Origin of the sequence: Paenibacillus wynnii, assembly GCF_030812855.1 — a bacterium.
GTDB lineage: Bacteria > Bacillota > Bacilli > Paenibacillales > Paenibacillaceae > Paenibacillus_AQ > Paenibacillus_AQ wynnii_A.
The window spans coordinates 15,558-29,365 of the sequence record NZ_JAUSTK010000008.1; the positions used below are offsets into that span (position 1 = coordinate 15,558).

A 13,808-nucleotide genomic window follows, 5' to 3' on the forward strand; every position below is an offset into this window, starting at 1 on the left:
TATGGGAGTTTTCAAAAGAATTAAAGATATGACTAAAGCGTCGGTAAACGACATGTTAGATAAGGTAGAGGACCCAATTGTGATGCTTAACCAATATCTGCGCGATATGGAGGCTGAAATTCACGAGGCGGAGGTAACTGTAGCGAAGCAGATGGCGAATGAACGCCGTATGAAGCAACGTGTTGATGAAGCTGCTAAGATGTCCGCACAACGCGGAGCACAAGCAGAGCTGGCCTTGAAGAACGGGCAAGAGGAAGTTACACGCAAGCTGCTTGAGGAAAAAATCTATTTTGACCAAAAGCAAGTAGAATACAGCGAACTTCATGGGCAAGCGGAAATACAAGCCAAGGAATTGGTACAACAGCTGCATGAAATGAAGGATGAATTCTATAAGCTGCGCAACAAGCGCAATGAGCTTGTATCCCGTGCCCAAATGGCTAAAGCTAAAAAGCAAATGTCACAGATCAGCAGCGTACATTCCATTGAGAGCGGCAGTGCATCCCTAGGCTTCCACCGTATGGAAGAAAAGATTATGCAGCTTGAAGCAGAAGCTGATGTTATGCGTGCCCCTTACAGTCCTTCGGCAACTGTCTATAGCAACCCTATTGATGCCGAGAAACAACTGAAAGTGGAAGAACAGCTTGCCGCATTGAGAAACAAGTTGAATGATTCACCAGCAGCACCGTCCTTGGAGAAAAAAGAAGAATAAAGCCTGTTCCACATTTACAGGCTTGTATGATATGCTAAACAAGGTAAAGCCATACCGTGTGGAAATTCCATACCGGCATGGCTTTTCCGAACGTTTAAGCTTACTTGCTTTTAAATGAATAATATAAGCCGAATATAAGTCATGTAGAGGAAGTTTGGAACTGGAGGAGCGTTAGCGCTCGCCTTTGTTCTCGGATTTCAACCGCGAAGAGCGGTCCAAATCAAGAAATCTGGGAACAACAGCGGCCGGAAGTCCAAACGTTCCTCGTAATGACGTTATTCACCGGCCCTTTAAAACTTTTAGGAGGTGCGAGATGGATAAGCGGAGCCGTATAATTGCCATAGGACTGATCGGAGTAGGCTGCTTGATGATTTTTGGCAGATGGATCGGCTTTTTTTCCATAGTCGCACTTCTGTTCTTGCTGCTTGGTATTTACCGAGTTACGTCGGGAAGAATCAAACAAGGCTACACCTTGCTCGGGATCGGAGCAATAATGCTGATGTTGGAGCACTTAGTGTTGGTGCTTGGTATATGTCTAATCTCCCTGGGAATGTTTTTTACGAAATCCAGAAAGCTGCAGCATAAGAGCGGATTTATTCAGAAGCAGAATTTCTCTTCCAGCTTTGACTGGGATCAGTCACCTTGGGTAATGAAAAGTTTGAGCGCCTGGCATGTTCTGGGCGAAGCAGATCTTGACTTGTCGCTGGCGATGGCTGAGGATAAAGAAACGGTAATGTTATTCCAAGGTATTTTTGGAGATATAGATATCCATCTTTCAGAGAATTATGGGGTAGAGATTGAGGCTTTTGTGTTGTTTGGATCGATTGAATTCGGCAACCAGCGCGATACGGGCATGCTGAACAAGCTAAATTGGAAGTCCTCTAATTATGACACCAGTGAGAATAAAGTTAAGCTCAGCATCTCGTACTTAATGGGAGATCTGGATGTACGGGTTATCTAAGATTATGGATTGAGAAGGGAGGGCCCCCGAGTGGGAACCAAAAAGAACGCAAACATGGTAACACGCAGCATGGGAGAGGGGGCTCTTTTTTCCTTTGTCATGCTGTTTGTGATCCTGTACATTATGTATACATACGGTTATCTGCGGCCCTTTCAGAATTGGGAGATTGGTCTACGGACAGCCCTCACTCTGCTTGTGTTACCGATAGGTTTTGGGATCGGGTTTGGCTTCTACCAGAGTTTTCGCGTGAAGCGCAAGCTGGAACGCCTGCGGGAGACGCTGCTGTTATGGGAGAAGGGTAATCTTACCCTGTCCATGCCGGAGCTTGGTGATGATGAGTTGGGCAGGCTTGGAGAACAATTAGGGCGGATTAGTGGTAAATGGGAGAACCAGGTGACTACGCTGCAGAGGTTATCTACACACAACGCACAACTGGCAGAGCAGGCGCGAGTATCGGCCGTTATGGATGAGCGGCAACGACTGGCGCGTGAGCTGCATGATGCGGTTTCCCAACAATTATTTGCGATTTCTATGACAGCGACAGCCGTTGGCCGTACGCTGGAGAAGGACTTTGACAAGGCGCAGCGGCAGATTGCACTGATTGAAGAAATGTCTGCTGTAGCCCAGTCGGAGATGAGAGCGCTGCTTCTGCATTTAAGGCCTGTCTACCTGGAAGGCAAAGGGCTGGAACAAGGGCTGCAGGAACTGATCAGGGAGCTTAAAGTGAAGGTTCCAATCGAAATTTTGTTCGAGATGGACCCCGAGGTGCATTTACTAAAAGGTGTAGAGAATCACTTCTTCCGTATTGTGCAGGAAGCGATCTCCAATACGCTGAGGCATGCGAAGGCCAATAAACTGGAGATACGCCTTCAACGTCGGGGAGATACGGTACGCATGACTCTTCGGGACGACGGAATCGGATTTGAGATGGACGAGAGCAAGAAGACATCCTATGGTCTATCGAATATGCAGGAACGTATCATCGAGACGGGGGGCTCCATTCAATTCATAACAGCTCCGGGCAAGGGGACGCGAATTGAGATTACAGTTCCGTTAGTTAATGAATAGGAGGACAGGGGAACCATGGAGACAGATACTTCGATTAAAGTACTACTGGTAGATGATCACGAAATGGTACGGATTGGATTGGCAGCTGTATTAGGCACTGAAGACGGTATCGAAGTTGTAGGTGAGGCCGGAAGCGGTGAAGAAGGCATACGTCTAGCCCAGGAGTATAAACCGGATGTAGTGCTTATGGATCTGGTGATGGACGGTATGGATGGCATTGAGGCAACCCGGCAGCTTATGAAGCTCTACCCTGAATGTAAAGTCATAGTATTAACAAGCTACTTGGACGATGCAAAAATGTATCCGGTAATTGAAGCCGGCGCTTTCAGTTATTTGCTAAAAACATCACGGGCGAGTGAAGTGGCGGATGCCATTCGTGCGGCAGCGAGAGGTCAATCCGTACTGGTCTCGCAGGTTGCTTCCAAGATGATGAACCGGTTCCGCAGTGATGCCATGGGTGAGACCGCCGCCCATAAAGAGCTTACGGATCGGGAAATGGAAGTATTGAAGCTTTTGGCTCAGGGGAAATCCAATCAGGATATTGCAGATGTGCTCATTATCGGAATCAAGACAGTTAAATTTCATGTGACGAATATATTAGCGAAGCTGGATGTGGAAGATCGGACGCAAGCTGCTATTTATGCTTATAAAAATGGATTAGCAGAGTAATTTAAGGGATTAGATCGAAACAGTACAAGAACTGGCCAGAGGTATAGGGGGCCGGTTTTTTTGCGTACAGGTGCATTGAAAGATTGAACCTCCGTATAAAATCTTGTAAAGCGGGTATCCTGTTTAGTAGATTAATAGACCGGATTGAGAGGGTGTTTGATTATGAGGGGCGGTATTAAAGGAGTTCTGTTGGTACTCATTCTTTGCTCTATTACGTTGCTTTTGGCAGGTTTTCGAGGCCAAGTTGAACAAGAGAGCCAGTCCGCTGAATTGCAAAGATCAATTCCTCTCCTGTCTTCTTTAGGTAAAAGTGTTACAGCCCCCGGTTCCCCCCTTCGTCTTGTTGTAAAATGGCAGGGAGAATATATCGGTTCGAGTCATGCAGCAGGTCTTGCAGCCACTAATTTAACCTCCGAACTAGGATTGGGAGAGGTTAGCCGGGAAGACGGGAAGGAGCATCTTACTTACCGTTCGACTGCAGGAAGTGACGGATTTAAAACAACTATGCTGTGGACTGAGCTTGGGGACGAAAGCAGTTATGTGATTGTAACCCTGGAAACAGCTGATTTGTTAAATGCTTCGGATTTACAAGCTGCAGCGGAACAAGCCGGCACGAAATTGCGGGAAGCCGGGATTACAGCAGAGTGGAACACTTCACTTCAGGGTGTTGCGAAGGAGCAAGGAGACCCGCGGGAAGCGCTGATGTTAACGGAGCAGAATATGAAGGCACAGCTGCCCAAGCTCAAAGTACAAGAAAAGTACGAAGATGCAACTACGGCCAGCCATTCTTATTCTACATCTGCTTTGCAGCATTCCGTAGTAAGTGGAGAACATAAGATAGTCCTGCAAACAGCTATTCATCAAGATGCTGTCAAGGGCAGCAGCCGTGTTACGATAGGGTTGCCATTAATAACGATTGAATATTAAAGCTAAATATTCACGAGAAGCGCTGCCGATATTGGCGGGGTGAAATTCCTTCAATTTTCAAAAAGCTGGAGCTGAAATAGGGAGCTTGGTTAAATCCGACCTCCTCTGCAATACGTGCAATGGTAAAGCTGGTTTGCATGAGCAGCAGCTTGCTTTGCTCAATACGATACCGAAGCAGATATTCCATTGGGGAGCAGCCATATTCTCTTTTCATGCACCTGGCAATGTAAACGGGATGAAAATTAAGGTTGTCCTTCATCATCTGTGCTGTAATTTCTTCACGGTAATGAGTACGCAGAAACGAGGCCGCCTGTTCTGCACAGACTGTAGACTGGGAGGCGGGACGGTTCGAACTCATAGAAGCGGAAAGTTGCTGTACCATTTCTTGAAATAGCATCTGCTGTTTAAATTGGGTTGTACTCAAGTGAGCACTGGCTTTGAGCTGTTCTAACTGCCCCAGCAGTTCCTCTATCTTTGCAGGCTGTAGAAGTGTGACCAGTTGTGGTAAGTAAAGGGAAAAGGTACGGATGTCGAAATCAGCGGAAGGAAGGAGGGGACCTTCTGCTCCCAGTTCGCTGTAGGGCAAAAGTCCATCGTCTTTTATGACGCTCCAATTACCGGTTGTATGGAAATGGAGCCAGTAGTAAAAGGTTTGTTCCCGGCATCCCTGAGTTCCGAAATGGTAGCCATCCGGGCGGAGGATAAGTGCTTGTCCCGCTTGTAGTTCGAACTTGAGATCATCCTCGCCGATATACAAACAACCCTGCCGAACGATTAGAAGATCAAACACCTTAATGTGATGACGGCTGGAATGACGGTACCCCGGAGTACAATTAGCTGAACCACTTATAATGTAATGAAGCATTGGGGGCACAATAAACTTCAATGTATTCATAGATAATCGCTCCTGAATGAAGGTTTGAAAAGTGAAAGTTTAAGTTTAAAAACTGTTACATTTGTAAGAGTATATCATCTATAATTTATTGTTATCAAGACAGTTTCAAGCTCTGGATGGGAGGTTTATTTAGTGAAACAACATGCAGGGGAATTCGGATTATGGATGCTGGCTTGGCCTATCTTTATAGAGATTTTCCTGCAGACGCTGCTGGGTACCGTAGATACGATTATGGTTAGCCGGATTTCTGATGACGCCGTAGCGGTAGTTGGCATTTCAAACCAATTATTTGGTGCTTTAACAACTCTTTTTACAACTTTCGCAGGTGGTGCGGGAATTTTGATTGCCCAACGTATGGGTTCCCGGCGAATAGAGGATGCCCGCACTCTGGCAATTATGGGTGTAACAGCCAGCAGCTTGCTGGGCGTGATCGTCAGTATTTTTTTGTTCCTGTATTCTAATCCGATTGCACGTATGCTCAATATTTCGGAGGAGCTACTTCCTCTCTCTCATGTATATATCGCTTTTGTCGGTGGCGGGCTTTTCATGGTGGGAATGACAGCTTCTCTTGGTACCGCCATCCGAAATACGGGGAATACACGCGGTCCCATGTATACAGGTGTGGTTGTGAATGTGATTCACATTATTCTGAATTATTTACTCATTTTCGGAAGGTTCGGTCTTCCTGAGCTTGGATTGGCGGGTATCGCTGTATCTAACGTTGTCAGTAGATTATTAGGAGTAGTGGTATTGTTTTATATGTTCAGCCGTGCTTTTGAACAGACTATAAGGCTGAGGGACTTTTTGTTGTTCAAATGGAAGCTATTCTCGGAAATTCTCAAAATCAGCTGGCCTCTCGGTTTGAACTCATCCTCGTGGGTTTTCTCTCAGCTTGCGATCTACTCATTTCTAGCTATGTTGGGAGCCCAGAAATTGGCTGCCCGCACCTATCTGAACACAATGGAGTCGTTCTGCTTCACGTTAGGATATGCCGTTGCTATGGCAGGACAGATTCAAATTGCTCATCTGTTTGGCGCAGGGAGAATAAAAAGAGCTTATAGAGCTGCTTACCGCACTCTCTTTATAGGGCTAGTCGTTGTGAGTTCCAATGTACTGCTGTTATTTATCTTCGGAAAAACTCTACTGGGATTCTTCACCTCCAATCAGGAAATTATATCTATCGGGGTTTCATTACTGGCCTTAAATCTAATTTTGCAGCCCTGTAAAATGCTCAACATGGCCATAAGCAGTTCACTGAATGCAATAGGTGACACCCGTTACACCATGTTTGTCTCTCTATTCTCCATGTCATTGATCGGAATAGGAGGTTCCTACTGGATAGGAATCGAAGCGGGATGGGGACTTATCGGAATATACTCCTGTATGATTGCCGATGAAGCGATAAGAGGTCTGCTGGTTCTAATTCGGTGGCGGAATCGGAAGGTACTGCGTAAGGCAGAGGTCCAATTGGATTCAGAGCACACTTCCGCTTTAAGTAACAAAGCGATTCACTTGTGTTAAGTTGAAATAACAAGCAGAAAGCCTTAGCTCCTTTCGTTATTTGAAAGGAACTAGGGCTATTTTGCATTGAAAAACAAGGATACTGCACAAAAGTTTGAAATGTTCAGCCTCCATATATCCGGTTAATACAAAAAGGCTGCTAAGCTTCACTATTCATCGTAAGCCTGCTTTTCTATACTCAGGGCATGAGTTGGACGGAGTCATCTACTGTCCAGACAGCGGCGGAAAACGGCTGCTGCACTATATATAAAAGTATAGGAGAGTGAGTGTTTTTCTTCAAGCTCCGAAATGGTTTCAATGGTATCTAGGGATGGGAGTTCCGGTTCAGCCTGATTGGGTAACTGGTTACGCTTCTGAATGTTGCTGATGATGTCTTTAACCGTTAGGCTGAGTCTCGAAACGGCTAATTGTGCGGCATGAAAAGGAAAATGCTCTGTTCCCCGGACAATGTCCGAAAAATAATGGCGGGCTTCTTCCGTTTTACAGCTCATTAGCGCTTCCGTAAACTTTTTTTCTTTTTCTGTAGGATAATGATAAACATTGGACTTTAGAACACTTATGGAATTTGCATTTATAATGCAGCCATGTCCGCAAAATAGCCGATGATTTGAAGCTTCACGTAACTGTTTATAAAGCTGGTTCAACTGCATTGGCTTCTGATCTATAGGGCTGTAAGTTGAGGTCAAGCCGATCTTGAGATAGTCGAAGCAAGCTTGCTGAATTTGCCGGAGCAGTGTCTCAATTAGCACTGTAGCCGTATCTTCAATCGGGTCAATTATATTCAGCAGAATCAATATCCCATCGTCATTCATATCCACAGTTTCTACACGGTAGGTCTGCCCACATATTTCGGATGCAATGTTCATGATGGCAAATTTATAGGCAAGCAGATAGGAGCTTCTTGTTTCTCTATATTCGGCATAATTATCTATCCTGAGCAGTACAAGCCGGTAATCCTCATTAAATGTAAAATGAATACCCAACTGACGCAGCTTCTCAACTTGTTGAATCGTTTGTAAAGGTTTTAAGCCCAGAACGAAATCCCGCAACATATTTTGTTTTATCGTAAACATGCTGTTGCGCTTGTCAGTCTCAAGTATATTCATTTCATTGACGATCCGGTCAATCGGAATATAAAGTCTTCGAGATACCACCTGTGAGAGAACAAGACCAGCTACTATAATTACGAACGCCATAAGCAGAGTTGCGTTTCGGATATCATCAGTATGTTTGGTGATTTCATCATAAGGAGTGATTCGAACATATTGCCAATTCAAATCATCTGGAGAGGTGAATGATACCAATGACTTTTCACCTTTAAACGGGGCAATAAAGTAGCCCGCAGAGCTCCCCTTGATTTGCTCTTGTATCCATTTATGTTCATCTGTAGATAAATCCAGTTCAGCCAAGTTGTCGGCGGAGAGAAATTTCCCCTGCTCTTCAAGAATAAATGTCGTGCTTTTCGAATTGATGTCCTTAGTGATCTCCTTATTGATCCAGGGAGCAGATATGTTGACAATCACTGCAGAATTTAGAGTTCTATCCCATCCGATGGAATCAAAGCATAAAAAGGTATAACTGCTTACATTATCTCTCTGTTTTTCATTACTTGGATAGATACGGGGAATCGGCATAAACGGCTTATTATCCTGATAATGGTCGAGAATATAGAGAATATCCTGATCCTCAAGTTCTTTTTCGTTATAAACTCCGTTCTGCCCATGGGAGGATGCGATGTATACTCTCTCACTATCCGGGTTATATACATAAATGGATTCAATATAGGGCATAGAGTTCAAATAATTACCGAGTTCCGACATGGCGGAAGTGACATCATAAATGTCCGGGTTGTCATAAAATACTATTTTGGATATCGTACTGTTACGGTAGATCTGGAAGGAAAGTGATTGGGCTACTCCTGTCATATTTACGACTTCACTGCTCGTTTGGGTTAGGTTGCTGAGGTCCGAACGAAAGGCTTCTGTTTTTTCTACTTTAATGTAGTAAGTATAATAAATTAAGGTGGAGCCTATAAGAGTCAAAGAAATGCACAGGGTAATACTTATTAACAGTTTACTGTACAACGCTCTATTCGTGCGGACTTCAGACATTTTCATAAGCAGCTCCCCTTTTTTTGTTGTTATTCTAGTTGTAATAACCTGTCATTACGATGGCAGTAATTTAATTATAAACTTCACACTATGAACGGGACAGTAGAAGAAGATTATTATAGTGAACAGGATGAATATTACGAGGGTGAACAAAGCCAATATTTATGTACAAATCGTATATAGTACAGTGAAAGAACCTAACTCAGGATATTAATTGCGGGAGAAACTTAAAAAAAGTCCTCAACCTTATATAAGTTGAAATATAGTTAATAATAAAAAAGAGTAATGCAAATTTACCGAATTCCGAGAATAATAGTCAGGAATGTGATAGCATCATTTTTAGGAATGTGATAAAATGAGTTCACGTCGTCACACAATTTTTATCACGTATTCGACGCTGAGAATGGATTTCAATAAACTATATTACATACAGAAAGATGAGGAGCCATGGCTGAAAATCAAACCCTTGATGCACTGCAAACACCCGGTGCTGTATTCTTTATTTTTGGGGCAACCGGAGATTTAGCCCGACGTAAGCTTTTTCCGGCGATTTACAGCTTGTACCGCGAAGGTAAGCTGGCGCAGGATTTTGCAGTTATCGGCGTGGCGCGGCGTCCGCGTACTAAGGAAGAATTTAGAAGTGATATCAAAGAATCCATTCGTGAATTCTGCCGTTATCAAGCAGGCGATGAGAGTGAATGGAACCAATTTGTAGAGCATTTTGAATACAAATCTCTGGATATTAACAATATTGACGGGTTCCGTGAATTACGTGCCCAGACCGAAGTGCTTGAGGAGAAGTTCCACATCCCAGGCAATCGTCTTTTCTATCTGGCACTGGCTCCTGAGTTATTCGGCAGTGTGTCGTTCAACCTTAAAGAAGGTGGAATGCTGGATAGTACAGGCTGGAACCGTCTTGTTATTGAGAAGCCTTTCGGCTATGACTTGGAGTCGGCTGAGAAGCTGAACGAGCAAATCCGCCAGGTGTTCAAGGAAGAAGAGGTCTACCGGATCGACCATTACCTGGGTAAGGAAATGGTACAGAACATTGAAGTGATCCGTTTTGCTAATGCCTTTTTCGAACCCCTCTGGAATAATAAGCATATCGCGAACATTCAGATTACACTGGGTGAAACGGTGGGTGTAGAAGAGCGCGGAGGATACTACGATCATGCCGGAGCTTTGCGGGATATGGGTCAAAACCACATTTTGCAGCTGTTGACTATGATCGCCATGGAACCGCCAAGCCGTCTATTGGCCGAAGATATCCGTGATGAGAAGGTGAAGGTATTGCGTTCATTACGTCCTTACGCTTCATCTGATGAAGTCCGTGAGAATGTCGTGCGTGGACAATATACCCAAGGCTTGCACAAAGGAAAATCCCTTCCTGCATATCGTCAGGAGGACAAGGTAGATCCTGAATCCAATACCGAAACCTACTTTGCTGCACGAGTATTTGTGGACAACTTCCGCTGGGCGGGTGTTCCTTTCTATATTCGTACCGGCAAGCATCTTCCGGTGAAGACGACAGAAGTGGTTGTAGAGTTCAAAGGTATGCCTACCAATGTTTATTTAGGACAAAAGCATAAGCTCGAACCTAACCTGCTTGTTATCCGTGTTAATCCGATGGAAGGCATCTATGTCAAAATTAATGCCAAGAAGCCGGGTTCAGAGTCGGAAATTCAGCCGTTGGCTATGGACTTCTGCCAGAGCTGTATGATTGGCATCAATTCGCCGGAAGCCTACGAGCGTTTGCTCCATGATGCAACGCGCGGAGATTCCACGTATTTCACCCGTTGGGATGAAGTATCATCGGCATGGTCCTTTGTAGACCGCATTGCGAAAGCCTGGAAGGAAGATTCCAGCGATCTAGCTTCCTACCCTGCAGGTTCTTGGGGCCCGGTAGAGGCGAATAAGCTTCTAGCTAGTGATGGTTTCCACTGGTGGCCGGTAAACGGTCAGGAAGAAGATAATGTGGTATGGCAGGTAAATAGCTAAGTTATGATACGAATTATGAATATGAGTACCCTCTCCCTGCAGACCATGCAGGGAGATTTTTTGTAGAAGACGGTTGCAGGAGTAGGTTATATTTTACGTTCGCCAGCTTTTTATAGATAATGTCTGCCGGATTTTGATATACTTGAAAGGATGCTTGAACTTGAAGCGAAACTGGAGCTAAATGAATAGACCTAGTCATTAAAGCAGAAGCATGAATTTATATATGAAGGGATATGTGTAATGAACAAAGCTATCGATCAGAAGCTGCAGAAGGAAGTGGATAAACGCAGAACCTTTGCGATCATTTCCCACCCGGATGCGGGTAAAACTACTCTAACGGAGAAGCTGTTGTTATTCGGCGGCGCCATCCGACTAGCGGGAACGGTTAAAGCTCGTAAAGCGAGCAAGCATGCAACAAGTGACTGGATGGAAATTGAAAAGCAGCGGGGGATTTCGGTTACTTCTTCCGTAATGCAATTTGACTATTTGGATCACCGCGTTAATATTTTGGACACACCGGGTCACCAGGATTTCAGTGAAGACACCTATCGTACGCTTACCGCTGCGGACAGTGCAGTTATGCTGATTGACGTTGCCAAGGGTGTGGAAACACAGACAGTCAAGCTATTCCAGGTATGCGCCAAACGTGGAATTCCAATCTTTACGTTCATTAATAAATTGGACCGCGAAGGACGCAGCCCGTTCGACTTGATGGAAGAGCTGGAGAATGTATTAGGAATCCGTTCTGTTCCCATGAACTGGCCTATTGGCAGCGGACGTGAGCTCTGCGGTGTATATGACCGGATGAAAAATCAGGTAGAGCTGTTCCAGGGAGATGATCACTCCGTAATTAAGGTGCAAAAGGTAGAAAGCTACCGCGATCCAATCATTCGTGAAATGGCGGGAGAATATCTGCATGATCAGCTCTGTCAGGATCTGGAGTTGCTTGATGTAGCGGGAGACCCTTTTGATTATGATAAGGTGCTTCGGGGAGAGATTACACCTGTATTCTTCGGGAGTGCTATTAATAACTTTGGGGTACAGACTTTCCTGGACAACTTCCTAGAGCTTGCACCGAAGCCAGAACCTCGCCGCAGTACTATAGGCAGCATAGAGCCGACCAATGAGAAATTCACGGGGTATGTCTTCAAAATTCAGGCGAATATGAACCCGGCTCACCGTGACCGGATTGCGTTCCTGCGGATTGTATCAGGTAAATTTGAGCGCGGAATGAGTGTAAAGCATGTTCGTGCCGGCAAGGATATTAAGCTATCCCAGCCACAGCAATTTTTGGCGCAGGATCGCGATATCGTAGAAGAAGCATATCCTGGCGATATTATCGGCCTGTTCGATCCGGGTATTTTCCGGATTGGGGATACGTTAAGCCAAGCCGGTGATATGGAGTTTGATGAGCTTCCTACGTTCTCACCTGAAATATTTGCCAAGGTGAGCATCAAAAACGCTTTGAAATCAAAGCAGTTCCAAAAAGGAATCGATCAGTTGACGGAAGAGGGCATGATTCAGGTGTTCCGGACAGTCAGCTTTGACGATATTCTGCTGGGAGTGGTCGGACAGCTGCAATTCGAGGTATTCGAATACCGCATGAAGGGTGAATACGGTGTAGATATTCAACTGCAGCGGATGACCTATCAGTTCGCACGCTGGATTGTGGACGAGAATAAACCGGATCCTAGTAAATTCCGTATTAACTCCACGCTGGTGACGGATAAAAAGGGGAACTACGTTGTTCTCTTCGAGAATGAATACGCAATGCGTACTGCGGTTGATAAGAACCCGACGGCTAAGTTCCTGGAGACTGCACCTTAAGTTCAGTATAGATTTGCTTCATTAAAAAACCTCCGCCTTCATGTGTGCTTTAATCACCATGGCGCTGCGGAGGTTTTTAAGTTGATGGGTTCCAAATTAAGAAGTGATAGATCCTGGAGTTATGGTGCTCAGATGTTCGTGTAATAAAGTGACAAGGTTATCTTGTTTCAAGGTATCAAGGTTCTTCCACATCATTTCGAACACAGCTCCAAGTCCGGGAAGAGCAGCTTCAGGTCCATCCACGGAGCCTTCAATCATGTCCCGGAGATCGGCTTCGGATTGACCTTTCACTTTATGGATGATCGCTTGGCGCAAATCAATGGTAACCGGCATAAAAATACCTCCTTGGCATCAAAGTATACTTCGGTATAATGTGCCCTGCGGAAGGAATGAAAATTCAAGTTTTAGTGTCCTTATGCTATACTATTTGAGATGTAATTTGTTACAGGAGGTACTTAGACATGGCAAAAAAACAATATGCCATCATCGGAATGGGGCGTTTCGGGTCAAGCGTAGCCAAAGCGCTTAGTGGCATGGGTTTTGATGTGCTTGCTATTGATTCCGATGAGCATCGTACACAGGAGATTTCCAATATTGTAACTCATGCAGTAACCGCAGATTCCACGGATGAAGAGGCTCTTCGTGCGCTTGGCGTACGTAATTTTGACGTAGTGGTTGTAGCGATTGGTGAGGATATTCAGGCTAGCATTCTAACTACTTTGATTCTTAAGGATCTCGGTGTTCCGGTGATTCTAGTTAAAGCGAAGAGCGAGCTTCATGGTAAAGTACTAAGCAAAATTGGAGCAGACAAGATTATTTATCCTGAACGGGATATGGGTCTGCGGGTAGCGCATCATCTTGCCTCTCCTAATATTCTAGATTATATCGAGTTGTCGCCGGATTACAGCATACTGGACATGAAGGTAGCGGGTGAAATGCTGGGCAAGAACCTGCAGGAGCTAAATATTCGCGCAAAATATGGCTGCAACGTTATGGCTATCCGTCAGGGAGATGAAATGAATATTTCGCCCCGCGCGGAGGAACGATTAGTTGAAGGTGATGTTCTCGTAATCGTTGGCCGGAAAGAAAATCTTACGAAGCTGGAAATGGCTTATCAATAGC

Annotated in this window: 12 protein-coding genes; 9 read left to right on the top strand and 3 right to left on the bottom strand. The window is 44.9% G+C overall.

Features of this window, described 5'->3' with window-relative positions; translation table 11 throughout:
- Position 1 precedes the first annotated feature (1 nt).
- The 5 genes from J2T20_RS10190 to J2T20_RS10210 all read left to right on the top strand — a co-directional run bounded on the left by J2T20_RS10190 (position 2) and on the right by J2T20_RS10210 (position 4,334).
- Positions 2 to 709, top strand: a complete 708-nt coding sequence (locus J2T20_RS10190) for a PspA/IM30 family protein (protein ID WP_307587979.1) — start codon at positions 2 to 4, stop codon at positions 707 to 709.
- Between the two features lie 313 nt (positions 710 to 1,022).
- Positions 1,023 to 1,670 (top strand): cell wall-active antibiotics response protein LiaF, encoded by a 648-nt coding sequence (gene liaF / locus J2T20_RS10195; RefSeq protein ID WP_307587981.1) that lies wholly within the window; start codon positions 1,023 to 1,025, stop codon positions 1,668 to 1,670.
- Between the two features lie 30 nt (positions 1,671 to 1,700).
- Positions 1,701 to 2,738 carry a sensor histidine kinase gene (locus tag J2T20_RS10200; protein ID WP_307587983.1) on the top strand — a complete coding sequence of 346 codons (1,038 nt, stop codon included), beginning with the start codon at positions 1,701 to 1,703 and terminating at the stop codon, positions 2,736 to 2,738.
- 15 nt (positions 2,739 to 2,753) lie between these two features.
- Positions 2,754 to 3,407, top strand: a complete 654-nt coding sequence (locus J2T20_RS10205) for a response regulator transcription factor (RefSeq protein ID WP_307587985.1) — start codon at positions 2,754 to 2,756, stop codon at positions 3,405 to 3,407.
- A 162-nt stretch (positions 3,408 to 3,569) separates the two neighbouring features.
- On the top strand, positions 3,570 to 4,334 hold the full coding sequence (locus J2T20_RS10210; RefSeq protein WP_307587987.1) for a YwmB family TATA-box binding protein: 765 nt from the start codon (positions 3,570 to 3,572) through the stop codon (positions 4,332 to 4,334).
- Between the two features lie 10 nt (positions 4,335 to 4,344).
- Here J2T20_RS10210 and J2T20_RS10215 read toward each other — a convergent pair whose 3' ends face one another.
- Entirely contained in the window at positions 4,345 to 5,229 is an 885-nt protein-coding gene (locus tag J2T20_RS10215) for a helix-turn-helix transcriptional regulator (RefSeq protein ID WP_307587989.1), read from the bottom strand.
- A 132-nt stretch (positions 5,230 to 5,361) separates the two neighbouring features.
- On the opposite strand from J2T20_RS10215, the gene J2T20_RS10220 reads away from it, so the two are divergent.
- The gene (locus J2T20_RS10220) at positions 5,362 to 6,750 is read left to right on the top strand and encodes an MATE family efflux transporter (protein WP_307587991.1); all 1,389 of its coding nucleotides are present in this window, start codon (positions 5,362 to 5,364) and stop codon (positions 6,748 to 6,750) included.
- 200 nt (positions 6,751 to 6,950) lie between these two features.
- Here J2T20_RS10220 and J2T20_RS10225 read toward each other — a convergent pair whose 3' ends face one another.
- On the bottom strand, positions 6,951 to 8,867 hold the full coding sequence (locus tag J2T20_RS10225; RefSeq protein WP_307587993.1) for an AraC family transcriptional regulator: 1,917 nt from the start codon (positions 8,865 to 8,867) through the stop codon (positions 6,951 to 6,953).
- Between the two features lie 441 nt (positions 8,868 to 9,308).
- Here J2T20_RS10225 and zwf point away from each other — a divergent pair, with 441 nt between their 5' ends.
- Positions 9,309 to 10,859, top strand: coding sequence for a glucose-6-phosphate dehydrogenase (gene zwf / locus J2T20_RS10230; RefSeq protein ID WP_307587994.1), 1,551 nt, complete (start codon positions 9,309 to 9,311; stop codon positions 10,857 to 10,859).
- 240 nt (positions 10,860 to 11,099) lie between these two features.
- Positions 11,100 to 12,686 (top strand): peptide chain release factor 3, encoded by a 1,587-nt coding sequence (locus J2T20_RS10235; protein ID WP_307587996.1) that lies wholly within the window; start codon positions 11,100 to 11,102, stop codon positions 12,684 to 12,686.
- Positions 12,687 to 12,782: 96 nt separating this feature from the next.
- Here the strand turns inward: J2T20_RS10235 and J2T20_RS10240 are convergent, their stop codons facing one another.
- On the bottom strand, positions 12,783 to 13,019 hold the full coding sequence (locus J2T20_RS10240; RefSeq protein ID WP_036647686.1) for a small acid-soluble spore protein SspI: 237 nt from the start codon (positions 13,017 to 13,019) through the stop codon (positions 12,783 to 12,785).
- 128 nt (positions 13,020 to 13,147) lie between these two features.
- Here J2T20_RS10240 and J2T20_RS10245 point away from each other — a divergent pair, with 128 nt between their 5' ends.
- The gene (locus tag J2T20_RS10245; protein WP_307587998.1) at positions 13,148 to 13,807 is read left to right on the top strand and encodes a potassium channel family protein; all 660 of its coding nucleotides are present in this window, start codon (positions 13,148 to 13,150) and stop codon (positions 13,805 to 13,807) included.
- The last annotated feature ends 1 nt before the right edge of the window (position 13,808 follow it).

Bases quoted from the DNA above. Each gene is read 5' to 3' on its own strand.
- J2T20_RS10190 (WP_307587979.1), top strand. From the start codon at position 2: ATGGGAGTTTTCAAAAGAATTAAAGATATGACTAAAGCGTCGGTAAAC.
- liaF (WP_307587981.1), top strand. From the start codon at position 1,023: ATGGATAAGCGGAGCCGTATAATTGCCATAGGACTGATCGGAGTAGGC.
- J2T20_RS10205 (WP_307587985.1), top strand. From the start codon at position 2,754: ATGGAGACAGATACTTCGATTAAAGTACTACTGGTAGATGATCACGAA.
- J2T20_RS10210 (WP_307587987.1), top strand. From the start codon at position 3,570: ATGAGGGGCGGTATTAAAGGAGTTCTGTTGGTACTCATTCTTTGCTCT.
- J2T20_RS10215 (WP_307587989.1), bottom strand. From the start codon at position 5,229: ATGAATACATTGAAGTTTATTGTGCCCCCAATGCTTCATTACATTATA.
- J2T20_RS10225 (WP_307587993.1), bottom strand. From the start codon at position 8,867: ATGAAAATGTCTGAAGTCCGCACGAATAGAGCGTTGTACAGTAAACTG.
- zwf (WP_307587994.1), top strand. From the start codon at position 9,309: ATGGCTGAAAATCAAACCCTTGATGCACTGCAAACACCCGGTGCTGTA.
- J2T20_RS10235 (WP_307587996.1), top strand. From the start codon at position 11,100: ATGAACAAAGCTATCGATCAGAAGCTGCAGAAGGAAGTGGATAAACGC.
- J2T20_RS10240 (WP_036647686.1), bottom strand. From the start codon at position 13,019: ATGCCGGTTACCATTGATTTGCGCCAAGCGATCATCCATAAAGTGAAA.
- J2T20_RS10245 (WP_307587998.1), top strand. From the start codon at position 13,148: ATGGCAAAAAAACAATATGCCATCATCGGAATGGGGCGTTTCGGGTCA.